General features: G+C 61.1%; 20 protein-coding genes and 1 pseudogene. 17 read left to right on the top strand and 4 right to left on the bottom strand.

Translation table 11 applies throughout. The annotated features are described in order from the left end of the window. The first annotated feature begins 274 nt into the window (after positions 1-274). Genes ASD12_RS22105 through ASD12_RS22115 form a run of 3 tightly spaced genes read left to right on the top strand, consistent with a single transcriptional unit; the run spans position 275 to position 2,601 of the window. Positions 275-1,021: an OmpA family protein gene (locus tag ASD12_RS22105; protein WP_056591045.1), complete on the top strand. Its 747-nt coding sequence runs from the start codon at positions 275-277 to the stop codon at positions 1,019-1,021. 11 nt (positions 1,022-1,032) lie between these two features. Further along, on the top strand, positions 1,033-1,527 hold the full coding sequence (locus tag ASD12_RS22110) for a Rab family GTPase (RefSeq protein WP_056591051.1): 495 nt from the start codon (positions 1,033-1,035) through the stop codon (positions 1,525-1,527). A 3-nt stretch (positions 1,528-1,530) separates the two neighbouring features. Beyond that, positions 1,531-2,601: an adenylate/guanylate cyclase domain-containing protein gene (locus tag ASD12_RS22115; protein ID WP_056591056.1), complete on the top strand. Its 1,071-nt coding sequence runs from the start codon at positions 1,531-1,533 to the stop codon at positions 2,599-2,601. A gap of 609 nt (positions 2,602-3,210) precedes the next feature. Here the strand turns inward: ASD12_RS22115 and ASD12_RS22120 are convergent. The 3 genes from ASD12_RS22120 to ASD12_RS22130 are packed head-to-tail and all read right to left on the bottom strand — an operon-like array spanning position 3,211 to position 6,821. After that, positions 3,211-4,041: an alpha/beta hydrolase gene (locus tag ASD12_RS22120; protein ID WP_348271731.1), complete on the bottom strand. Its 831-nt coding sequence runs from the start codon at positions 4,039-4,041 to the stop codon at positions 3,211-3,213. A gap of 43 nt (positions 4,042-4,084) precedes the next feature. Next, on the bottom strand, positions 4,085-5,572 hold the full coding sequence (locus ASD12_RS22125) for an NAD-dependent succinate-semialdehyde dehydrogenase (protein WP_056591063.1): 1,488 nt from the start codon (positions 5,570-5,572) through the stop codon (positions 4,085-4,087). Between the two features lie 19 nt (positions 5,573-5,591). Next, complete coding sequence (locus ASD12_RS22130) at positions 5,592-6,821, bottom strand: iron-containing alcohol dehydrogenase (protein ID WP_056591065.1); 1,230 nt, start codon at positions 6,819-6,821, stop codon at positions 5,592-5,594. Positions 6,822-6,995: 174 nt separating this feature from the next. Between ASD12_RS22130 and ASD12_RS22135 the strand changes: the two genes are divergently transcribed. Both ASD12_RS22135 and ASD12_RS22140 read left to right on the top strand, forming a co-directional pair. Next, positions 6,996-7,694 carry a GntR family transcriptional regulator gene (locus ASD12_RS22135; protein WP_056591068.1) on the top strand — a complete coding sequence of 233 codons (699 nt, stop codon included), beginning with the start codon at positions 6,996-6,998 and terminating at the stop codon, positions 7,692-7,694. A gap of 165 nt (positions 7,695-7,859) precedes the next feature. Then, the gene (locus tag ASD12_RS22140; RefSeq protein ID WP_056591072.1) at positions 7,860-8,453 is read left to right on the top strand and encodes a DJ-1/PfpI family protein; all 594 of its coding nucleotides are present in this window, start codon (positions 7,860-7,862) and stop codon (positions 8,451-8,453) included. Positions 8,454-8,590: 137 nt separating this feature from the next. Here the strand turns inward: ASD12_RS22140 and ASD12_RS22145 are convergent, their stop codons facing one another. Beyond that, positions 8,591-9,505, bottom strand: a complete 915-nt coding sequence (locus ASD12_RS22145) for a GntR family transcriptional regulator (RefSeq protein WP_056591078.1) — start codon at positions 9,503-9,505, stop codon at positions 8,591-8,593. A 167-nt stretch (positions 9,506-9,672) separates the two neighbouring features. Between ASD12_RS22145 and ASD12_RS22150 the strand changes: the two genes are divergently transcribed. The 12 genes and pseudogenes from ASD12_RS22150 (at position 9,673) to ASD12_RS22205 (ending at position 21,684) form a co-directional block, all read left to right on the top strand. Next, positions 9,673-10,725: an ABC transporter permease gene (locus ASD12_RS22150; protein WP_244482942.1), complete on the top strand. Its 1,053-nt coding sequence runs from the start codon at positions 9,673-9,675 to the stop codon at positions 10,723-10,725. Further along, complete coding sequence (locus ASD12_RS22155) at positions 10,722-11,507, top strand: ATP-binding cassette domain-containing protein (protein ID WP_056591081.1); 786 nt, start codon at positions 10,722-10,724, stop codon at positions 11,505-11,507. The genes ASD12_RS22150 and ASD12_RS22155 overlap by 4 nt, the downstream gene beginning before the upstream one ends. Positions 11,508-11,601: 94 nt before the next feature. Next, a complete protein-coding gene (locus ASD12_RS22160; RefSeq protein WP_056591084.1) occupies positions 11,602-12,516 on the top strand; it encodes a sugar ABC transporter substrate-binding protein in 915 nt (304 codons plus the stop codon). Between the two features lie 104 nt (positions 12,517-12,620). Continuing rightward, positions 12,621-13,643 carry a zinc-binding alcohol dehydrogenase family protein gene (locus ASD12_RS22165; protein WP_056592134.1) on the top strand — a complete coding sequence of 341 codons (1,023 nt, stop codon included), beginning with the start codon at positions 12,621-12,623 and terminating at the stop codon, positions 13,641-13,643. After that, a pseudogene (locus tag ASD12_RS22170) lies at positions 13,644-13,967 on the top strand (branched-chain amino acid ABC transporter permease); the annotation flags it as partial. Positions 13,968-14,160: 193 nt separating this feature from the next. Next, positions 14,161-14,652: a hypothetical protein gene (locus ASD12_RS35475; RefSeq protein WP_156398639.1), complete on the top strand. Its 492-nt coding sequence runs from the start codon at positions 14,161-14,163 to the stop codon at positions 14,650-14,652. Positions 14,653-15,145: 493 nt separating this feature from the next. Continuing rightward, positions 15,146-15,826 (top strand): transposase, encoded by a 681-nt coding sequence (locus ASD12_RS22180; protein ID WP_056591090.1) that lies wholly within the window; start codon positions 15,146-15,148, stop codon positions 15,824-15,826. Between the two features lie 370 nt (positions 15,827-16,196). Continuing rightward, positions 16,197-17,942 carry a type I secretion system permease/ATPase gene (locus tag ASD12_RS22185; RefSeq protein ID WP_056592140.1) on the top strand — a complete coding sequence of 582 codons (1,746 nt, stop codon included), beginning with the start codon at positions 16,197-16,199 and terminating at the stop codon, positions 17,940-17,942. Next, the gene (locus ASD12_RS22190) at positions 17,942-19,246 is read left to right on the top strand and encodes an HlyD family type I secretion periplasmic adaptor subunit (protein WP_056591093.1); all 1,305 of its coding nucleotides are present in this window, start codon (positions 17,942-17,944) and stop codon (positions 19,244-19,246) included. Before ASD12_RS22185 ends, ASD12_RS22190 begins: the two co-directional genes overlap by 1 nt. A gap of 30 nt (positions 19,247-19,276) precedes the next feature. Continuing rightward, on the top strand, positions 19,277-19,630 hold the full coding sequence (locus tag ASD12_RS22195) for a hypothetical protein (RefSeq protein ID WP_056591095.1): 354 nt from the start codon (positions 19,277-19,279) through the stop codon (positions 19,628-19,630). Positions 19,631-19,834: 204 nt separating this feature from the next. After that, positions 19,835-20,437 carry an ANTAR domain-containing response regulator gene (locus ASD12_RS22200; RefSeq protein WP_056591097.1) on the top strand — a complete coding sequence of 201 codons (603 nt, stop codon included), beginning with the start codon at positions 19,835-19,837 and terminating at the stop codon, positions 20,435-20,437. 2 nt (positions 20,438-20,439) lie between these two features. Next, positions 20,440-21,684 carry a CmpA/NrtA family ABC transporter substrate-binding protein gene (locus ASD12_RS22205; protein WP_056591102.1) on the top strand — a complete coding sequence of 415 codons (1,245 nt, stop codon included), beginning with the start codon at positions 20,440-20,442 and terminating at the stop codon, positions 21,682-21,684. Positions 21,685-21,827: the final 143 nt, after the last annotated feature.

The following is a 21,827-nucleotide window of genomic DNA, read 5'->3' on the forward strand; positions in this document are numbered from 1 at the left end:
GCCGAGGGCGAGGCTCCCGACACCTGGATAGATCGGGCGCGCGCAGCGGCCCGACAGCTTTCGGCAGGCGGACCGGAATTCGACATCTCCAAGGTTCGTGATGTGAGCCCCGAAGCACGCGCGGCGGAGCACTGGCAGTATTATGTGTCGCGACTTGAGGCTCAACCGGGAATCGTCGTCGCCCAACAAACGGCGAGGGGCGGACATTTCTACATTTCCGGCCTGAGAGACCCGCTTGCCGCCGACCCGCAAGCTCTGCTGTCCGGAACGGAGGTTGATCCTGCCCGCGTTCATTCACAGTGGCAATTCTATCAGTGGCCAATTCTATATTGCCGGCCTGAGAGACCCGCTTGCCGCCGACCCGCAAGCTCTGCTGTCCGGAACGGAGGTTGATCCTGCCCGCGTTCATTCACAGTGGCAATTCTATCAGAGCCTTGATCCGAAGTTCGTGGTGAAGCGACTGACGGCGTCGCTGACCCCGCCGAAATCGGTCCGGCTTTCGATCGTCCAGGGTCGCATCATTGTCGTGGGTGAGGCTCCTGCCACCTGGATCAACCGGGCGCAGGCCGCCGCCGAACAACTTTCGGCGGACGGAGTGGTTCTGGATGTCTCGCAGTTGCGTGAGCTGGACCTTGCGGAACTCAATCATTTGAGAGAGGCCATCCAGACGACCGATATTTTCTTCTCTTCCGGCAAAGTTGTGCCAGGACCAGAGCAGATGCCGGTTCTCGACAGGTTGGCGGATCAAATAAAGGAATTCGCCCAAAATGCCCGCAAGTCAGGCGTAACAGCACGGTTCATGTTGACCGGACATTCGGACGCCACGGGCCGTGAGACGGCCAACGCGTCGATCAGTGCCGCCCGCGCCGAGACAGTTCGTGCGCTTCTCAACAAACGCGGCGTCGCTCTGGAACTGTTGCTGGTTCGGGGCGCGGGCACTTTTGAGCCGCTGGTGCCAGAAAATAGTCAAACTGGGAGTTCCACGAATCGTCGGGTTTCGACTACGGTAAACCTGGACTAGTGGAGCCCAAGATGTTGCAAAAAAAGATCTGCATGCTGGGCGGCTTCGCTGTCGGAAAGACGAGCCTGGTTCGCAGGTTTGTGCAAAGCATCTTTTCAGAAACCTACTTGACCACGGTGGGCGTGAAAATCGACAAGAAGAATGTCGCACTTCCGGACAAAACCGTGGATCTGATTTTGTGGGACTTGGCCGGCGAAGACGATATCGGCTCATTCCGCGTCAGCTATGTTCGAGGTGCAACCGGGCTTGTGCTTGTCGTCGATGGAACCCGCGCTGCTACTCTTGCCGTGGCGCTCACGCTGCGCGAACGGGCCGAGGCCGAATTCGGCGCTATGCCGTTCGTATTGCTGATCAACAAATCCGATCTGGCCGATCGGTGGGCAATATCGGATAGTGAGATTAACGAACTGAGGCAACGTGGATGGCAAATCTATCTAACAAGTGCGCTCTCGGGTGAGCATGTTGATGATGCGTTCCGTCAACTTGCTTTAATGGTGACCAAATAGACCATGCATGGATTGCCAAGAGAAGTCAGAAGTTGGATTTTCGATTTCTTCTACAATGGACACTCTGTCGCATATCTGAAAATCGACGCCCAGCTTTGCATAGCTGCTAAGGGTGGGAATGTTGAACATTACGGACTCTCATCGCTTCGCATTGGCAAAGCTGTTGCCGAGCAGCTTGAATTTATGGAAGGTTTGCTGCCTTGCCCGGAGCTTCCGTTTCACATTGCCATGGTCGAACTGCCCAGCGGGCGTGTCGCGGACCTTCATTTTTTTGCTGACAATGCCTGCGTGTGGCTGATTTTTCTTGACGCCACTGCCGAACGCGACAATAGGCAGCGGCTTCAACAGAAGGCTTATGAAATGACACTCTTGCAAGAGAGGGAGCGTCAACTCAACGAGAAATTACAATCGACGAACGAGGCGTTGAGGAAGAGCCAGGAGGGATTGGCGCGTGAATACCAGCGCGCCGAAACCCTGCTCCTCAACATTCTTCCGGCTTCGATCGCCGAGCGGTTAAAAGCGCAAAAAAAAATTGCTGACAACCACGCAGAGGTGAGTGTTCTTTTTGCCGACATCGTCGGTTTTACGGAACGAGCGCGGAGCGTCGGAGCCGTGACGACGCTCGCTATATTAAATTACTTCTTCAAGGCGGCGGATCGGCTCTCGGATCGATACGGCTGCGAAAAGATTAAGACAATCGGCGATTGTGTGATGGTGGTCGCTGGCCTGCCCACCGCGCGATCGGATCATGCAAAGGCCCTCGCGCGATATGCACTTGAGCTGCGCAAGGCGGTTAAGCGCGAACGCTTCGCAGGAGAACCGCTAAGACTCAGAATTGGAATTCACTCAGGACCAATCGTCGCGGGCGTCATAGGCAAGAGGCGGTTCGCCTATGACCTGTGGGGCGACACCGTTAATCTCGCCTCACGTATTCAAACGTCCGCGGAGCCCGATGAAATCCGTATTTCGGATGCGACGCGCCAACTGCTTGGACCAAATTTTGCTTGCGACCCACTCGAGGAAACGGAATTGCGTGGTACAGGTCGTGTCCGAATGTGGCGGCTCCCGGCCTGATTTGCCGCTTGGCAGTGCCGACCCTGGAGCGCACTGCATCTGAATCTCGTCAAACATCATCGTTTCGAATGTCCGCAGCGGTGCGCGAAACAGTCGACCACCGAGCGAGGGCCCAAAGGTCTGTCCTGGGTCAACTCCGGGAATCACCTCCTGAGATTTAATGTCGCTATCGTCCTTCCCTGCACCACAAGCGGACCTACTGCTTTCGTGAAGATCCTATCGGGATGGAAGGCGGCCAGCGCTCTGCGATGGCTGGGGCGTCGCCCGGAGGGACCGAGTTGGATGCGGGCAGGCCGCTTCGTGGCGCCTCCGCGCGATGTTGCCGGGACAGTGGGCGGCTGGGCGCGGTCCTGTCGACGTCAGCAATTATCATGGATACGCGCGGACCCATTGCCGAAGGCTGGGCGCCTGCGGCTGAACGCTGGTTTATGCCATGCCGGATCATGGGGTGTTCTCCCGGTTTGCTGCCGTTTGTCGATGCCGGCTCGCAAGCCCGGTCGATTTGCTTGATTCGGTGCCGGTGCCTGCCGAGTTCCACTGCCTCTTTGATCCGCAGTGGAATCCACATTCTCACCTCCCTGTTGTTGACCGCCCGAGCATCCCCCCACTCTATAGTACTGACTTTGTCTCCGGATTGAATGCAGCGGCTCCGATATCCTGGATAAGCCTCGCCAAGCGATCCGCAGCGTGGGATCCACTCTTTCCAAGGTCGCGAACGCTGCTCATGTGATCGGCACCGGCGATGACGGTTCGAGAGACACGCAGCCCCTGCGTTCTCAGATGGTCGGCGAATGCCTCGGCCTGGCTAAGAAAAGGCGACGTTTCCTCGCCTCCGACGGCGATCTCAACCTTCACTGACGGATCGAAGTTATGTGTCAGTGGAGAGAACAGGCGGGCTTCTTCATCTGTGATCGCGATCTCGGCCGCAAGGAATGAGGTCTGCAGTGGCTTCAATTCGTACAACCCACCAAGGAGCAGCGCGCCTCTGATGTGCGACGACCGGCTCGGATCATTGAACAGCATGGTGGCGAGTTGGGCACCAGCGGAGTGCCCGCTGACGGTCAGCCGGCCGGGATCGCCCCCATAGTCCGCGATGTGGTCGAGTGCCCACTGCTTGGCACGACGGACCTGGTCGATGATCGTGGCCATCCTCACGGCAGGCATCAGAGCATAGTCGACAATGACCGCGATCGCTCCGGCGCGCGTCACCGTGTCGGCGACGTAGGAATAATCGCGTTTGGAGAACATTCTCCAGTAGCCGCCGTGGATGAACATGTGAACCGGCAGGCGGTCGCGGTCGCGGTCGCCTTCCGGAAAGAACACGTCGACGGTTTCGGTGGGTTCGGAACCGTAGGCGACGTTCGCAAGCATGGGGATCTTCGCCCTGGTTTCCGCGCTGCGGCGGACAATCTCGGCGACGATCTCATCGAACTCGGCCACGTGATCGCGAATGCGGAATGGATCTTTTTGCATGGATGTCCGCTCAGATGGTCACGGCGATGTACTTCGCCTCCATGAACTCGGCAACGCCGTGCTTCTGACCACCTTCTCGGCCCAGCCCGCTCTGCTTGACCCCGCCGAACGGCGCTGCAGGATCCGACATCAGGCCGCGGTTCAGGGCGATCATGCCTGACTCGATCTTCGATGCCACTCGCATTCCCCTCGCCAGATCACGCGTATAAATGTAGGCGGCGAGACCGTACTCGGTGTCATTGGCATTGGCGATGGCTTCCGCCTCGTCGTCGAAGCGCATGATGGGAGCCACCGGACCGAAGATTTCCTCGTGTGCCATGATAGCGTCGGCCGGCACGTCGCGAAGCACCGTCGGCGGGTAAAAGTAACCCTTGCCTTCGGCAATCGCCCCGCCGCACTGAATCCTGGCCCCCCGGGCGACCGCGTCCTTGACGAGCCGGTCGATCTTGTCCACGGCCTTCCTGGTGATCATCGGACCGCACTCGGTCTGCGGATGGGTTCCGATGCCAACATTGAGAGCAGCCATGCGTTTGCTCAACCCCTCCGTGAAGGCATCATGGATGCCGGCCTGGACGTAAAGCCGATTGGCGGCCGTGCAGGCTTCGCCGGCGTTGCGCATCTTGGCAACCATCGCACCGTCGAGCGCTGCTTCCAGGTCGGCGTCGTCAAAGACGATGAACGGTGCGTTGCCGCCAAGCTCCATGGAGCAGGAGATGACATGTTTTGCGGCCTCGGCCAGGAGCATGCGGCCGACACCGGTCGAGCCGGTGAATGACAGCTTTCGCACGCGTGGATCGGCCAGCATGGCCGCCGTCACCGGCCCTGGGGTGGAGGTCGTCAGCACGTTGACGACGCCAGGCGGCACGCCGGCTTCCTCGTAGAGCGCCGCAAGCGCATAGGCCGTCAGCGGCGTCTCGCTGGCGGGCTTCAAGATCACGGTGCAGCCGGCCGCGAGCGCCGGCGCGATCTTGCGTGTCGCCATGGCGGCCGGGAAATTCCATGGTGTGATGAGCACGCAAACACCAATCGGCTGGTAGTCGACAATGATCCTGTTGGCGCCGGAAGGCGCCAGGCCGAACTCGCCGCTGATGCGGACGGCTTCCTCGGCATTCCAGCGGAAGAACTCGGCGGCATAGGCGATCTCGCCCCGCGCATCGCGCAGCGCCTTGCCGTTCTCCAGCGAGATCAGCGCGGCGAGGGCCTCTGCTCGCTCACCCATCAGTTCGAAGCAACGCCTGAGAATCTCCGAACGCTTGCGTGGTGGCGTCTCTCGCCAACCCGCCGCCGCCTTGGCGGCTGCATCGATCGCGGCAGCGGCGTCGGCGAGTGTGGCGTCGGGCACCGCCGCAATGACGGCTTCGGTCGAAGGATCGACCACTTCAATCACGCGGCCGTCGGACGAGGGTCGCCAGTGTCCGCCGATGTAGAGACCGTGAGAGACCGTGGCGTAGTCGAACATATCTTGATCCTCGTCGGATATGTCTGCGGCAATATTCATTGGATGAGCTCCTGGTCGATCACATCATGGTGGCGGACATGTCGCCGTCATAAGCAGCCCTGACCAGCCGTCGCATCGCGGCGAAGTCGAAGGGACGGGGATTGTTCTTGATCAACCGATCGATGCCGAGCGCCTGCTCGGCCGTCCAGTCGATCTTGTCCTCTGGGAGACCCAGTTCGGCCAATGTCGCTGTGATGCCGAGTGCGCCAAACAGCCGGCTCACCTCCCGGATGGTGGCGTGCGCCAATGCATCGGCATCGCCGCCGCCCTGATGGGAAAAGCCGAGAGCGGTGCCGACTTCGGCAATCTCCGCAGCTGCGGCAGGAAGGTTGTAGCTCATCACATATGGCAGCATAGTGGCGACGCCCAGACCATGCGGAGTGTGGGTAAGCGCGCCGACGGGATACTGCACCGCATGGGCGGCCGCCGTTCCCGCCGTGCCGAAGGCGCAACCGGCGGCCAGTGCTCCCATCATCACGTCGGCGCGCGCCGTCTCGTCCGATCCGTCGCGATAGGCCTTTTCCAGACTTCGGCCCAGCAGCTTGATAGCCAGAAGCGCGAAGTGGTCGGTCAGAGCACTCTTGCCGACGAAGACGTGCTGTTGCGGCAAATTGGGATCGGCGCCGCGTTTGGCCGCTGTGAAAGCCTCGATTGCGTGCGTCAGCGCGTCAGCGCCGGCGATCGCCGTCAGGGACGGTGGACAGGTCGCCGTCAGATCCGGATCGCAAAGCGCCACGGCGGCGATGAGATGAGGACTCGCGATGCCCACTTTCAGCGTCCGATCCGGGTCGGAGATCACGGCCACGGGGGTTACCTCGGAGCCTGTCCCGGCGGTTGTCGGCACTGCGATCACGGGAAGGGTGGGGCCCGGTACTTTGAACTCGCCATAGTAATTCTCGAGCTTGCCACCATGGCTGAGCAGAAGCGCGGCGCATTTTGCCATGTCGAGGCAACTGCCGCCGCCGATTCCGATCACCATGTCCGGCTTGAAATCCTTCGCCTCCGCTATGCAGGCGGCGACGCTGTCGCGGGGCACATCCGGCAGCGTTAGGTCGTAGACCAGCGTGACTATCGCCGCGTTGTGCAAGCCAGCAAGAATTTCTGCGAACTGCGATGTCGCCGCGAAACGCTCATCCGTACAGACGAATGCGCGGCGCCCATATCTGACGGCAACGGCAGGCAGCACATGGCGCTGGCCTTTGCCGAACAGGATCTCGCGCGGCAGGCGCGCTGCTGCAAACAAGCTCATGCACAGGATCCTTCGAAGACGGATTGGGAGCCAAGAGAATTGACTGCGTTCCAGAAACCGGCCTCGACGCTCCGGATCATTATCATTCGATATCCCCTATTAAATCGTATAGGATATACTATTGAATCGGGCGGAGCATCGTGTTAGTGGATGCTTCTGTCAAGGGGCAAAACAATGCAGAACACGGACCTGACGGTTGACAATGAAGCCCGCGCGACCGGCCGCATCCAGCGCGCCAACAGTCTTGCTGGCGACGTGTACGAGGCAATCTTCGCGCAACTGATGTCTTTGAGAATTGCTCCGGGATCGCGCATCACCGTCGACAATCTCGTCAAGGAATTCAACGTCTCGCATACCCCCATTCGGGAAGCGCTTGGCCGGCTGGAGGGTGAGGGCCTGGTGTTGAAGACCCACCTGATCGGCTATCGGGCCGCCCCGCAAATCACCCGTCGGCGCTTTGACGAGCTTTACGAGCTGCGCCTTCTGCTTGAGCCTGCTGCCGCGGCCAAGGCCACCGCCACACTGGACGACGAGCGCCTTGCCGTGCTGCAGGAGGCGGCTGGCGTCATGGCCCGGCGGGTGGGGAAAGACGAACGCCTGCGCTATTCGAACTTTGCCCGTCAGGATGCGATCTTCCACGACAAGATCGTCGAATTCGCCCAGAACGAGCTCATTCGCGAGACACTGAATCACCAGCATACCCACTTCCATATCTTCCGCTTGATGTATCACTCGCGGGTGACCGAAGAGGCGCTCGACGAGCACGAGGCTATTCTCGCAGCCTTCTCCGCGGGCGATTCCGACGCCGCCGAAAAGGCCATGCGTGCGCACATCGAGAATTCGCGCGACCGGCTCCTGCCTGCGTTCGAGTAGCATTGCGATGTCGCCTGTCCGCAGCACCGTCAAGCTCGACGCGCCGCTTATCGCCCAGGCCAACGCCAAGGAGATTTTCCCCACTCCCCGTTCTGACCCGATTTCGATCCCCAGGAGGCGAGGCGCGAAGTGCACCTCGCTTTGTCACAAGCCGAGAGGAAGACCATGCCAGGCAAAAAGATACTTATGTTGACCGGTGAATTCACCGAGGAATACGAAATCTTCGTCTACCAGCAGGCGATGGAGGCGGTCGGCCACACGGTTCATGTCGTGTGCCCAGACAAAAGCGCCGGAGACCTGATCAAGACTTCGCTGCACGACTTCGAGGGCGATCAGACCTACACCGAAAAGCCCGGCCACAACGCGCTGATCAACAAGACCTTTTCCGACGCCGAGAAGCAGCTGAGCCAATACGACGCTGTTTACTGCGCCGGCGGTCGTGGCCCTGAATACATCCGCACCGACAAGCGCGTGCAGGCGATGGTGCGTCATTTTCACGAGGCCAAAAAGCCGATCTTCACGATCTGCCACGGCGTCCAGATTCTAATTGCGGTCGACGGCGTCGTCCGTGGCAAGAAGGTGGCGGCGCTCGCGGCATGCGAGCCGGAGGTGACGCTTGCTGGCGGCACCTACATCGATCTGTCCCCCACCGACGCCTATGTGGATGGGACGATGGTTTCGGCCAAAGGTTGGACGGCGCTTGCGGCGTTCATCCGCGAATGCCTCAAGGTGCTGGGAACCGAAATCCGCCACGCGTAGCCCTTGGCGCCGACGCATCCCCAACGGATGCGTCGGTTTCGTCGTTCTCGAGCGGGGCTTGTCATCGCCAAATTGGCTTCAGAGTGAAACTGCCTGCTTTGCTCCTGATTGTGCGCCATAGTCAGGAGCAAGCCCTTTCACTGTGCAACAATGTTCGTTTCATCCAATCCAATAAGCGAACGCATCAGCGTTTCCCTTGCAGAGGCCAGATGCGTGCGGCAGGCCACCTCGATCCGAGCGGCGTTGCGGCTCTCGAGCGCATCGATATAGGCGATGTGTTCATGCAGCGCGGCAAGGTTGCGCTGCTTTTCGTCCTGCTTGTTCCACTGATAATGGTAGTGAAAAATGAAGGTGATGATGTCGTAGAAATCATCGATGAAGCGGTTTGGTGACGCCTCGTTTATGAGCCGGTGAAACCGGTTGTCCAGGCCGGAGAAGTCGTGAAAGCGGCTTTCAACTCGTTCCAGCAGGTCGGCATGCGCCATCTTGAGCGCGGCGAGCTTCGACCATAGGGGAGAACTGTCAGGTTGCTGTGAAAACAGTTGTGCTGAACGCAGTTCGAACATCATCCGGATCTCGAACAATTCAAGTGCGAAGTCTTCGGTGAAGCCTTTGAAAAGCCAGCCTGTATTCGGTCTTTTTTCAATCAGTCCGAACCGGCTGAAGCGGATCAGGAACTCGCGAATTCCGTTCGTCGCAACATTGAATTGCCGCGCTAGCTCAAGCTCGTTGATGCTGGTTCCGGGCCTGGTGTCACCCCGCAGCATCCACTCCATGAATTGTTGTTCGACATGCTTGGCGCGAGTCGTTGTCTCGACGTCCGGATAGTAGTCGTTGTCGTCGACTGCGCGGCCTGTCGCCTTGAAGCCATCTCGCTCAGTAACGAGGTCGCGGTGAACAAGTTCTCGTAGAACCTTTCTGACGGTCGTGCGGCTGACGCACATTCGCCGTCTGAGCTCATTTTCCGAGGGAAGTTCACCGACCAGTTGTCCATCGCGCAGCATACTAGCGGCGCGGTTGAACGCCTTCTTGTAGACGGTATCGGTTCGCATTGGACCTCTCCCAAACAATACCTTGTTCTTTCTAACATGAACTTTATCCATAAAAAACAACTTGACCCAACCGTGCCAGTTGTTTTTTATCGATAAGAAGAGGACCTGAACACGATCTGAGTTTTTGACGACGCGGCTTGCATCAAGCCTCGGCGGGGAGGGGAGCTTTGCCTGAAACGGGAGACACCGGCACCACTGTCGGCGAGGCCGCATTGCCATCACCCAGGAAGCAAGAAGCCGTTCCCGGTCTTGCGCTTGGCCTTGTCCTGCTGAGCGCTGGTCCGGTCGTCATCCTGGCGTTGCTGATCGTCGTTCTCAGCTTTCTGTCCCCCTATTTCCTGACAGGGCGCAACCTCAGCAACATCCTCGCCCAGACCGCCGTCATCTCCGTTGTGGCGATGGGGCAGCATCTGGTCATCCTGACACGCGGTATCGATCTCTCCGTCGGCTCCAACGTCGCGCTGGCTTCCGTCGTCGGCGCGCTGAGCTTTCATGCCGGCGCCCCCGCCTTCGCTGTGATCGCGGTGATGATCGCCTCCGGTGCGGCGGTCGGCGCCATCAACGGGCTTTTCTACGTTTTCGGCCGGTTGCCGCATCCTTTCATCATCACACTGGCCACGTTGAGCATCGCCAAGGGATTGGCGCTCCGGCTGGCCGATGGGCGCGCCATCCCTGGAATGCCAGATACCATCGATGCGCTTGGCCGCGAGGCGGTCTGGGGTTTGCCTGGATCGGTTTTCGTGGTCGCGGGCGTTGCCGCGGTCCTTTTCATCATGGCCAAAACGATGGTGTGGGGGCGCTGGATCTATGCCGTTGGCGGCCGACCGGATGCCGCCGTGCGCATGGGCATTCCCGTGTCCTGGGTCCTGGTTTCGGTCTATGTGATCTCTGGGCTGTGCGCCGGCATCGGCGCGGTCATCCTTGCCGGCCGTACCGACGCCGGTTCGCCCTTGTTCGGCAATCAGCTGGAACTGGATACGATCGCGGCGGTGATCATCGGCGGCGCCAGTTTTCTTGGCGGCCGCGGCCATCTTGGCCATGCCTTGATCGGCGCGCTCATGATTGGCGTTATCCGCAACGCGCTCAACCTGCTCAATGTCAACGTTTTTTTTCAACTGATCGTCATCGGCGTGGTCATCGTCATAGCGGTCGAGTCCGACGTGCTGCGCAACTATCTCGAAGGGCGTGTGCGTGTCATGCAAGCCGGGAGGCAGTCATGAGCGCCGTTGCAGTCAATGCCGATCACACTGTCACCGCCGACCATCCCGTGCTGGCGGTCCGCGGTGCCACCAAACGTTTCGGTTCGGTTCTGGCCCTGGATGATGTCAGCATCGAGGTGCGGCGAGGCGAGATCGTCGGCCTGCTCGGCGACAATGGCGCGGGCAAATCGACGCTGACCAAATGCATCAGCGGCGTGCACCAACTCGATGCCGGCGCGATTCTCCTGGACGGTGCGCCAACGCAGATACGCTCCCCTGCGGATGCGCGCTTCGCCGGCATCGAGACCGTCTATCAGGATCTCGCGTTGTTCGACAATCTGACGCCGGGACAGAATTTCTTTGCCGGTCGTGAGCTGGCTGGCCCGCAATGGCTTCCGCGCGGCCTGCGATTTCTTCAACAGCGCAAGATGGACGCCGAAACCCGCGTTCTGCTGGCAAATCTCAAGGTGACGCTGCCGCGGCTGGATGCCGTGGTCGCCATGATGTCGGGCGGACAAAGGCAGGCAATCGCCGTGGCGCGCTCGACTGTGTTTGCCCGCAAGGTCGTGATGCTCGATGAACCGACCGCCGCACTTGGCCTGCGTGAATCGCGGCAAGTGCTCAACCTGGTTGCCGCCCTGCGTGACCAGGGCAACGCCGTCATCCTGATAACCCACAACATGGAACATGTCGTCGAACTTGCCGATCGCGCCGTGGTGCTTCGCCAGGGCCGCAAGGTTGGTGAACTTGTGCCGACCAAGGACAATAAGCAGGAGCTGGTTTCCATGATCGTTGGAGCCTGATCCGTTCGAGATTTGGGGACCGTTCCGGTCCGCAAATGCCTGAAGCGACTTCCGCCGGAAGACGCCTCAATTCCAAGGGAGGAATGGAATGCCAATGAACCTAAAACTGTTCGCTGGGCTGGCGATCGCCGTTGCGTTTGCGATGCCGGCTTCGGCCGCCGACAAGATCAAGGTCGGTCTGATTACGAAATTCCCGGTGCCGTTCTACTCGACCATGGAGGATGCCGCCAAGAAATACGCGGCCGCTCATCCCGAGATCGAACTCGTCACCGGCCAGGGCCAGGCGGCTACCGACATCGAAGGCCAGATCGCCCTGATCGAGTCCATGATCACGCAAGGCGTCAAGGGTCTGGCGATCACTCCGGTCGATCCGACCGTTGCGCCGGCGCTCGACAAGGCGGTCGCTGCCGGCGTCAAGGTGGTTCTCGTCGACAACAGCATTCCTGACTGGAAAGGTCAGACAGCACTGGTTTCGACCAACAATCTCAACGGCGGCAAGATCGCCGGAGAGTACCTGAAGACCGTGCTCAAGAGCGGCGACAAGATCGGAATCCTGCAAGGCGTTCCCGGAGTGCCGGCTCTGGACGACCGCGTCACCGGCATGATGGAGGGCCTCGGCGAGGTCAAGGTCGAGGTCGTCGGCAAGGGTGCAACCAACTGCACGCTCGAACTTGGCACGTCAGTGACCGAAGACATCCTGACCGCCAATCCCGATCTCAAGGCGATCTACGCTGCCTGCGGCCCGCCAATCCCGGGCGCCGTCAAGTCGATCAGCAATGCCGGCATTGCCAACGACAAGATCATCCTGGTCGGCTTCGACGCCTGCTGCGGTGAGATCGAAGCGATCAAGTCGGGCGCGGAAGATGCCAGCGTTGCACAATTTCCGGCAAAAATGGGCGAGCTTGGCATCGACACCGTCGTCAAGGCGATCCGCGGGGAGACGGTCGAGGCCAATGTGGATACCGGCGCCGGCCTCGTGACGCTGCAGAACGTCAAGGACTTCGAGTGAGCCATCGATGGTCCGGCGGAGTACTCCGCCGGACCATTTTTCCATTGTCGGGCCAATACAACTTCCGTTAGCGAAGGGTTGAAATTACATCCATGGACCCCACCATCAAAGTCGTCCGATGCGCCGAGCCCGGCAAGCTGGTGTTAGAGGAGCAGCAGGCGCCAGGCAGTCCCCCGGAAGGCTGGGCCCTGGTCAATGTCGCCTATGTCGGAATATGCGGAACCGATTACCACATCTTCGAAGGCAGGCATCCTTATCTCGCCTATCCGCGCGTCATGGGCCATGAGTTTTCGGGAACGATCGCGGCAATCAACGCGCCTGCGGGCCTGTCGGTCGGACAGCAGGTCCTCATCAATCCTTATCTAGCCTGCGGAAATTGTTCGGCCTGTCGCCATGGCAAGCCGAACTGCTGCATCGCGATAGAAGTGCTTGGCGTGCACCGTGACGGTGCCATGAGTGAGCAGATTCTCGTGCCGGCGCAGAATCTCATATCGGCGGTCGGCCTGTCACCTGTCGAGGCGGCTACGGTCGAATTTCTGGCCATCGGTGCTCATGCGGTCCGCAGATCCATGGCCGGGCCGGGCAATCGAACCTTGGTCATCGGCGCCGGCCCGATCGGCCTTGGTGTCGCGCTTTTCGCCCGCATAGCGCGACAGAACGTGACCGTGATGGACGTCAATGCCGAGCGGCTGGCTTTTGCAGCAAAGCAAGGCTTCCTGGTGATCGACGGCTCAAAGGGATCGATCATTGAGACGATAGCGGAGCGAACCGCCAAAACAGGTTTCGATGTCGTCTTCGATGCAACCGGAAACAGCCGTTCGATGCAGTCTGCCTTTGCCTATGTTGCCCACGGCGGCGTCATGGTGATGGTCAGCGTCGTACAGGACGACATAACCTTCTCCGATCCAGAGTTTCACAAGCGGGAAATGATGCTGATCGGCAGTCGCAACGCGACGCAGGCCGACTTTCAGCACGTGATTGCCTCGATCCGTGATGGAAAAATACCAACCGACCAACTCGTCACCCACCGCACCACCCTGCGTGACAGCCCACGCGATATCGCGATCTGGGCGCTGCAGAAATCCGGTCTGATCAAGGCCGTCATCGACGTGGCCGCATCTGGCTGACTTTCCTTTGCCTCGGCGATCGTGACGATCATTGCGCTCAACGGCCATTTTTACCACACCGCCCTCGGCCGTGCCTTCCGCGCCACCTCGGACGCCGCCGTGACGGCGGGGCTGATGGGGATAGAGCCGAAGCGGATTTTCGCCATCGCCACCGGGATCGCCATGGTCGTGGTGACGCTGGCGGCGCTCTATCTCGGCATGCGGGCGAACTTCGACCCCTCGATCGGGCCGGCGCGGCTGATCTATGCCTTCGAGGCGGTGATCATCGGCGGCCTCGGCAGCCTATGGGGGACGCTTGCCGGCGGGATCATCATCGGCGTGGCGTTCTGTTACGAACGCATAGAGCGCAATGAGCCGTTCCTGGAAGAAGCCGTGATTTGAGATCGGCGAGCCGCCGACAAGCTCGGTGCGCGGATGTAAAGTGCTATACGCAATGCATAGGGCGGTGGTGTAGAATGATGTGGAACTCGGCGGGTCTGCTGCCCACCGACAGCTTGTGAACGAGGTGGAGAATTTGATGCGGAACACGATGCTGGGCTTCGCGGCACTTGCCCTGGCCGCGTGCCAATCGGTCCCCGAAGCGCCGCAATCAGCCGTTCTCGAACCTGCGTCGGATCCTGCTACTGTTCCTCCTCAACCGGTCCCTCCTGGCTCCGCAATCATGGATCAATCCGTGACGATCACGCCCCCTGCGAAGGGCGTTCCAACAAAGTACGCCGCATTTTCGGGCATGTGGGTTGGGCGATTGGAGGGGACGGATGAAGCCAAGGTCGCTATGCAGACGATCTCTCCGAACGGCAAAGTGACGGTCACCTTTGCGTGGGGAATGCTGGGCGACAACAATCCGGGAGAGGCCGCCGGAGCAGGAAAAATTGCAGGGACTACGTTGAAGCTTGGGCGCCTCCCGAATGGTGCGGACGTCAGTTTTATGATGCTGCCCGACGGAACCCTGGCCGGAACCGTTATGCTTGCCGGCCAGACCTACACGGGCGTATTCATCAGGCAATGACCAAAAGCATCCAACCGGTCACATTGTGGAATTACGGTGACAGTGCACGTTTTGCCATGTTCGCCGGCTGCCGTTTTGTGCACCGTACTTGCTGTCCAAATCGCACGCGTTCTTCGCTTGCCAGCAGCTCATCGCCAAGGTCTTCAAGGTGAGATTACTACAAATGCCGATGTGATGCGGATATTGGCGAAGGCGCGCGGGGCCGATTAATCACAGCTTTTGTTGTCTTGAGGGCCTGCAACCGTTCGCCAGGTTCCGGTCGCCACAGCCAGTCAGGTGGAGTTGCCCTACAGCCGTGGAGATGAATATCCGGCAAACCGTCGCCTTTGGGGTTGCCAATGGCCGTGCTGACACGAAGCCGCATAAATACTTGGCTCCGTTGGGAGTTGCCTGGCTCCATCGTGTCAAAATGACTCCTATCCATACATCAATTACGGTGACAGTGCACTTTTTGCCATATTCGTCCGACCGCCATTATGCGTAGATTGCCCCCATGGCTCGCCTCGCTCGCATTGTCGTTCCCGGTCTGCCGCATCACGTAACCCAGCGGGGTAACGGGCGCGCCAAACTGTTTTTCACGCCGCAAGACTATGCGCTCTACAAAAACCTCCTGGTCGAGCATTGCCGCGTCGCCGATGTCGGCATCTGGGCGTGGTGCCTGATGCCGAACCACGTACACCTCATCCTGACGCCGGCCGATCCGGATGGGCTGCGGCGCGCGCTCGCCAAGGTGCACCGCGCCTATGCGGGGACCATTCACGCGCGGCAAAAGAAAACCGGGCATTTCTGGCAGGGTCGCTTCGGCACTGTTGCCATGGACGAGGATCATCTCTTGTCGGCAGTGCGTTATGTGGGGCTGAACCCTGTACGCGCGAGGTTGGTCAAGCAGGCCGCAGACTGGCCCTGGTCAAGCGCTCGGGCGCATCTGACGGATGAACCCGACGGCGTTACGGATCTGGGGCCGATGAAGGACCGGTTGCCGTCGTCGACTGGGCTGTTCGATCTGCTCGAGACGGATGTCGCGGCTTTCGACGCATTGCGTAAGGCCGAGAGCATCGGTCGCCCGGTGGGCAGTGAGGCATTTCTGGATCGGATTGCCGGGCAACTTGGAAAAGCCGTAAGGCCGGGAAAGCGAGGCAGGCGGCGAAAAGAAAATAGTGCACTGTCACCGTAATTCGCGCTGACGCTAAGCCGCATGAATACTTGGTTCTGTTGAGAGTTTTCTGGCTCCATCGTGCCGAAATAAATCCTATCCATACATGTACAATATATAAAATTGTAAATTAGATTCTTCTTATGAATAGGCGAGGATTAGCTTGTCCGTTTCTTCGCGGGCTCTTAACAGGCCGTCACGGGTGTGTTACCAATTTTTGCTTCCGGGGGTAGCGCGGGCGATCATCGCCCTCAAACCCAGAAAAGCGGCGGAGAGTTTCATGTCGGGCGCCACGCTTGGCATTGCCGATCCTAGGCGTGCCGACGTTGGGCAGGTTGCGACTTCCAGTTCATCGCCGCCTGATGCCTGAACTGGAATGCAATTGAACGCGATGCCGCAGTCCCGTCCATCAGAGCCGCCGGGAACGACCCTCGCGGCGGTTCTGGCTTCGTTTCGCCGCGCCTTTTCCGGCATCGCGCTGATGAGCGGCGTGGTCAACATCCTGGCGTTGACCGGCTCGTTCTTCATGCTGCAGGTCTATGATCGCGTCATTCCCGGCCGCAGCGTGCCGACGCTCGTCGGGCTTGTGGTGTTTGCCGGCACGCTGTTCGTTTTTCAGGGCGTGCTCGAACTCATCCGGTCGCGTCTGCTCGTGCGCATCGGCATGGCACTCGACGCGCGCATGAGCGGCCAGGTCTATGCCGCCCTTATGCGCCTGCCTTTGCGCACCAAACTGGCGGGCGATGGCTTGCAGTCCCTGCGCGATCTCGATCAGGTCCGTTCCTTTCTGTCGAGCGTCGGCCCAACGGCCCTTTTCGACCTGCCGTGGATGCCGCTTTACCTCGGCATATGTTTCCTCTTCCATTTCTGGATCGGCATGACGGCTCTGGCCGGCGCGGTCATCCTGTTCGGCCTGACCTTGTTTGCCGAGGCCCGCACACGCGAGCCCGCCAAAAGAGCCAACAGCCAGGCGGCTGCCCGCAACACGCTGGCGGAAGCGACGCGCCGCAACGTCGAGGTGCTGCAGGCGATGGGCTTTGGTTCGCGCATCGCCGAGCGCTGGTCTGATATCAACGCCGACTATCTCAGCACCAATGCGAAAGCCAGCGATCTGGCCGGCACGCTGGGAACGGTCTCGAAGATCCTGCGCATGATGCTGCAGTCGGGCATACTGGCGATCGGCGCCTGGCTCGTCATCCACCAGGAGGCGACAGGCGGCATCATGATCGCCAGCTCGATCATGATGGGCCGGGCGCTGGCGCCGATAGAATTGGCGATCGCGCACTGGAAAGGTTTCGTCAATGCCCGCCAGGCCTGGGCCCGGCTGACTCAGTTGTTGGCCCTGCTTCCCGAAACCGCAACCAGTGTCGACCTGCCGGCGCCGACATCTGCTCTTGCGGTCGAAGCCATCAGCGTCACGCCGCCGGGGGAACGCCGCGTTGTCGTCCAGGATGCCAGTTTTGCGCTTGAGAAGGGCGCCGGGCTCGGCATCGTCGGTCCGAGCGCCTCGGGCAAGTCGTCGCTGGTCCGCGCGATTGCCGGGATATGGCTTCCCATGCGTGGCACCGTGAGGCTGGACGGAGCAACGCTCGACCAGTGGTCGCTGGAAGAACTCGGCAGTCATGTCGGCTATCTGCCGCAGGATGTACAGCTGTTCGACGGCACCATCGCCGAAAACATCGCGCGTTTCGAACCTCAGGCGGCTTCGGACAAGATACTGGCAGCGGCCCGGGCGGCGGGCGTTCACGACCTCGTCGTGCATTTGGCGGAGGGCTACGAAACGCGGATCGGCGAGGCCGGGTCGGCGCTATCGGCAGGCCAGCGGCAAAGGGTGGCGCTGGCGCGGGCTCTTTATGGCGATCCTTTCCTGGTCATTCTCGACGAGCCGAATTCCAACCTCGATGCCGAAGGCGAGGCCGCGTTGACGGAAGCGATCCAGGGGGTTCGCGCGCGCGGCGGCATCGCCGTGGTCGTGGCGCACCGCCCGAGCGCGCTCGCAAGCCTCGACCAGGTTCTGGTGATGGCCAACGGCCGCGTCCAGGCGTTTGGCCCGAAGAATGAAGTCTTGAACAAGGTCACACGGCCGGCCGGCGTTCCCTTGAAGGTCGTGCCCGCACCTGAAGAGAATGTATCCTGATGACCGTGACCCCCACCATCGATCGGACCATTCGGCGCTATCTGCTTGGCGGCGTGGCCGCCTGCATCCTTCTCGTCGGCGGCGCCGGCAGTCTGGCGGCGGTCACGGAGCTTTCCGGCGCCGTGATCGCGTCGGGAAAGATGGTCGTCGATTCCAGCGTCAAGAAGGTTCAGCATCCCACCGGTGGCGTGGTCGGCGATATTCTGGCGCGCGAAGGCGATGCCGTGAAATCCGGTCAGGTCCTGATCCGTCTCGACGAAACCGTCACCCGCGCCAACCTCGCCATCGTCACCAAGGGACTTGACGAATTCGAGGCTCGGCTGGCCCGTCTCGAAGCCGAACGGGATGACCACAATGACATCGCCTTCCCAACCGCGCTGACCTCGCGGCGGGATGACACCGCCGTTGCGCGCGCCATGGCTGGCGAACAGTCGCTGTTCGAGTTTCGCCGGCAGGCTCGCACCGGGCAGAAGGCTCAGTTGGAGGAACGCATCGCGCAGCTTGCCGAAGAGGCCTCGGGGCTCACCGAACAACGGGAGGCCAAGAGCCAGGAAATAAAACTGATCGGCACCGAACTCGACAGCATCCGCAGACTCTGGCTCAAGAAGCTTGTCTCGATCGACCGCATGACGGCGCTGGAGCGTGACGCGGTTCGACTCGATGGCGAACACGGGCAACTGACCGCATCGATTGCGCAAGCGAAAGGCCGGATCGCCGAGACCCGGTTGCAGATCATCCAGGTCGACCAGGATCTGCGCAGCGAGGTTGCAGCCGAGCTTCGCGATGTCCAGGGGAAAATATCCGAGTTCGTCGAACGCAAGGTGTCAGCCGAAGACCAGCTCAAACGCATCGATATTCGCAGTCCGCAGGATGGCGTGGTTCACCAGCTTGCCGTTCATACGGTCGGCGGCGTCATTTCGCCGGGTGAGGTGATCATGCTCGTGGTGCCGGTTGCCGACGATCTGACCGTCGAGGCCCGCATCGCGCCGCAGGACATCGATCAGCTCTCGCTCGGTCAGGACGTGACACTGAAGCTCTCGGCGTTCAATCAGCGCGTGACACCGGAACTGAATGGCAGCGTCAGCGAAATCTCCGCCGATCTCAGCGTCGACGAGCGAAGCGGCGCGGCCTTTTACACGGTTCGCGTCAGCCTGCCGCGCACGGAGCTGAAAAAACTGAAAAGTCTGACCCTGGCGCCGGGCATGCCCGTCGAAGCGTTCTTCTCGACCGGCAGCCGCACCATGCTGTCCTACCTTGTAAAGCCGCTGGCCGATCAGATACAGCGGGCTTTCAGGGAAGAGTGAGCCCGGCGGCTGGAAGGCTGCTGCGCTCTGATGGCGCGCCAGGGCGCGAAGGTGACGCTGGTGACGCCGTCGGCCTATGTGTCCGACTGGACCCCCAACACGCTGGAGCAGGGCGCCATTCACCGCCGGCTGGCCGAACTCCGCGTCGAGATCGTGCTGAACCGGACCGTGACGCGCATCGCGGCGGGCGGTGTTGCCACGGCCTGCGCCTATACGGGCAGCCAACGTGACATCGCCGCGGATGCCGTGGTGCTGGTGACGTCGCGCCAACAGGACGACGGCGTCTGGCACGAGCTGAAGGCGCGGCGGGACGAATGGGCCGACAGCGGCATCCGCTCGATCAAGGTCATCGGCGACGCCGTGGCGCCGGACCCGATCGCCTAAAGCGCGTCGCGTCGAAACGGATTCATGCGACGCGCTTTAAGTCATTGTTTCTATGCATGAAGCCGATATCGGCGACGCACTGCCCTTTCGCCGGCAAGTCACGGCGCTGGCTGTGGAGTAGGCGCCTGCGCCGCGATCAGCGAATGTCGGGATTGTTCAATCATACCGCATTGCACAATTCCTTGGCTTGGTCACAATGCAGGCATGGTCCGAACTTCTCTCGCCGTCCTGGTGATCGACGAAAACCGCATCCGCGCCGCAATCATCGAGGCGGGGTTGCGCGAGGCCGGCCATGAGCGGGTCACCGTCATCCATGACGTGGCTGGCATTGCGCGGCGGATCGCCGAGATCGAGCCCGATGTCATCGTCATCGATCTCGAAAATCCGAACCGCGACATGCTGGAAAACATGTTCCAGCTTTCGCGCGCGGTGAAACGGCCGATCGCCATGTTCGTCGACCGCTCCGACCAGGCTTCCATCGAGGCGGCGGTCGATGCCGGCGTGTCCGCCTATGTCGTCGACGGTCTGCGGCAGGAGCGCGTCAAGCCGATCCTCGACATGGCGGTCAGCCGCTTCAACGCTTTTTCGCGCATGGCGCGCGAGCTGGAAGAGGCGCGCAGCGAGCTCGAGAGCCGCAAGGTCATCGATCGCGCCAAGGGCATCCTGATGAAGTCGCGTGGCCTCTCCGAAGAGGCCGCCTACACGCTGCTGCGCAAGACGGCGATGAACCAGAACCGCAAGATCAGCGACATCGCCCAGAGCCTGGTGACCGCCGCCGGGCTGCTGAGACCGGCGGAGGACGAATGAGCATGGGCGCCGCGCACCAGATCACCGCCGGCTTCATGCCGCTTTTCGACAGCGCCGTGCTGGTCGCGGCCGGCGAGCTTGGCTTCGCCGCGCGCGAAGGCATCGAGCTTACGCTGCACCGCGAGACGTCCTGGGCCAACGTCCGCGACCGCATCGCCATCGGCCACTTCCATCTCGCGCACATGCTGGGACCGATGCCGCTCGCCTGCAATCTTGGGCTGACGCCGCTCGCCTCGGAAACCATCGTGCCGTTCTCGCTCGGGCTCGGCGGCAATTGCGTCACCATCTCCAACGCCGCGTGGGAAGGGATGGCGGCGCATGGCGCCGTGGCCGACCTCGATCCGGCGCGCGCCGGTGCCGCCCTTGGCGCGCTCATCCGCGAGCGGGCGGCGGCCGGCCGCGACGCGCTGCGCTTTGCCGTCGTGCATCCCCATTCCGGGCACAATTACGAACTGCGCTACTGGCTCGCCGCCTGCGGCATCGATCCAGAGCGGCAGATCGAGATCGTCATCGTGCCTCCGCCCTTCATGGCCGACGCGCTGGCCGCCGGCCGGATCGACGGGTACTGCGTCGGCGAACCCTGGAACAGCGCTTCGGTCGCCGCCGGCACCGGCCATATCGTCACCGTCAAGGCGCAGATATGGCGCAACAGCCCGGAGAAGGTGATCGGCGTGCGCAAGGCGTGGGCTGACGAAAACCCGGAGGCACTGGCCGCGCTCCTGCGCTCGCTGCATCACTCGGCGCGCTGGTGCCAGGATCCGGCCAACCATGGCGAATTGGCCGCTGTGATGGCGCAGCCCGGCATCCTTGGCCTGCCGCCGGCCGTCCAGATGCCGATCCTGACCGGACATCTCCAATTGGGCGGCGGGGCGGAGCTGGATATCGACGACTTCTTCGTGCCCTTCGACAAGGCGGCGAACTTTCCGTGGAAGAGCCATGCGCTGTGGTACTACACGCAGATGGTGCGCTGGGGGCACGTGGCGCACACGCCTGACAATCTCGCCATTGCTCGCGACTGCTACCGGCCCGACCTCTACCGCTCGGCGCTGAAGCCGCTTGGTGTCGCACTTCCCGGCGCCAATTCGAAAGTCGAGGGCGCGCTGCGCCTGGCCACCGCGGTCGGCGCGACAGGGGCCGGCCTGGTGCTCGGCCCAGATGGTTTCTTCGACGGCCAGATCTTCGACCCTGACGAGATCGACGCCTACATTGCCGGCCAGAAATCGGCCCTGGCACGGTTCCTGCTTTGAAATAGACAGGCCCTTCGCGGGTCACGGAACAGGCGTCCAATGGCGGGCGCCACAGGCAAAGCTGCCGCTCAGGTTAATGCGCTCCCGGTCACCCGGACGCGTAGACCTGGCCGGCGGCTTTTTTGTTTTGATCAACACGCAAT

Origin of the sequence: Mesorhizobium sp. Root102 (assembly GCF_001425625.1) — a bacterium.
In the GTDB taxonomy this organism is placed as follows: Bacteria; Pseudomonadota; Alphaproteobacteria; order Rhizobiales; family Rhizobiaceae; genus Mesorhizobium.

Coding starts and splice junctions, on each gene's coding strand:
- ASD12_RS22110 (WP_056591051.1), top strand. CDS start 1,033: ATGTTGCAAAAAAAGATCTGCATGCTGGGCGGCTTCGCTGTCGGAAAG.
- ASD12_RS22115 (WP_056591056.1), top strand. CDS start 1,531: ATGCATGGATTGCCAAGAGAAGTCAGAAGTTGGATTTTCGATTTCTTC.
- ASD12_RS22125 (WP_056591063.1), bottom strand. CDS start 5,572: ATGAATATTGCCGCAGACATATCCGACGAGGATCAAGATATGTTCGAC.
- ASD12_RS22130 (WP_056591065.1), bottom strand. CDS start 6,821: ATGAGCTTGTTTGCAGCAGCGCGCCTGCCGCGCGAGATCCTGTTCGGC.
- ASD12_RS22135 (WP_056591068.1), top strand. CDS start 6,996: ATGCAGAACACGGACCTGACGGTTGACAATGAAGCCCGCGCGACCGGC.
- ASD12_RS22140 (WP_056591072.1), top strand. CDS start 7,860: ATGCCAGGCAAAAAGATACTTATGTTGACCGGTGAATTCACCGAGGAA.
- ASD12_RS22145 (WP_056591078.1), bottom strand. CDS start 9,505: ATGCGAACCGATACCGTCTACAAGAAGGCGTTCAACCGCGCCGCTAGT.
- ASD12_RS22155 (WP_056591081.1), top strand. CDS start 10,722: ATGAGCGCCGTTGCAGTCAATGCCGATCACACTGTCACCGCCGACCAT.
- ASD12_RS22160 (WP_056591084.1), top strand. CDS start 11,602: ATGAACCTAAAACTGTTCGCTGGGCTGGCGATCGCCGTTGCGTTTGCG.
- ASD12_RS35475 (WP_156398639.1), top strand. CDS start 14,161: ATGCGGAACACGATGCTGGGCTTCGCGGCACTTGCCCTGGCCGCGTGC.
- ASD12_RS22180 (WP_056591090.1), top strand. CDS start 15,146: ATGGCTCGCCTCGCTCGCATTGTCGTTCCCGGTCTGCCGCATCACGTA.
- ASD12_RS22185 (WP_056592140.1), top strand. CDS start 16,197: ATGCCGCAGTCCCGTCCATCAGAGCCGCCGGGAACGACCCTCGCGGCG.
- ASD12_RS22190 (WP_056591093.1), top strand. CDS start 17,942: ATGACCGTGACCCCCACCATCGATCGGACCATTCGGCGCTATCTGCTT.
- ASD12_RS22195 (WP_056591095.1), top strand. CDS start 19,277: ATGGCGCGCCAGGGCGCGAAGGTGACGCTGGTGACGCCGTCGGCCTAT.
- ASD12_RS22200 (WP_056591097.1), top strand. CDS start 19,835: ATGGTCCGAACTTCTCTCGCCGTCCTGGTGATCGACGAAAACCGCATC.
- ASD12_RS22205 (WP_056591102.1), top strand. CDS start 20,440: ATGGGCGCCGCGCACCAGATCACCGCCGGCTTCATGCCGCTTTTCGAC.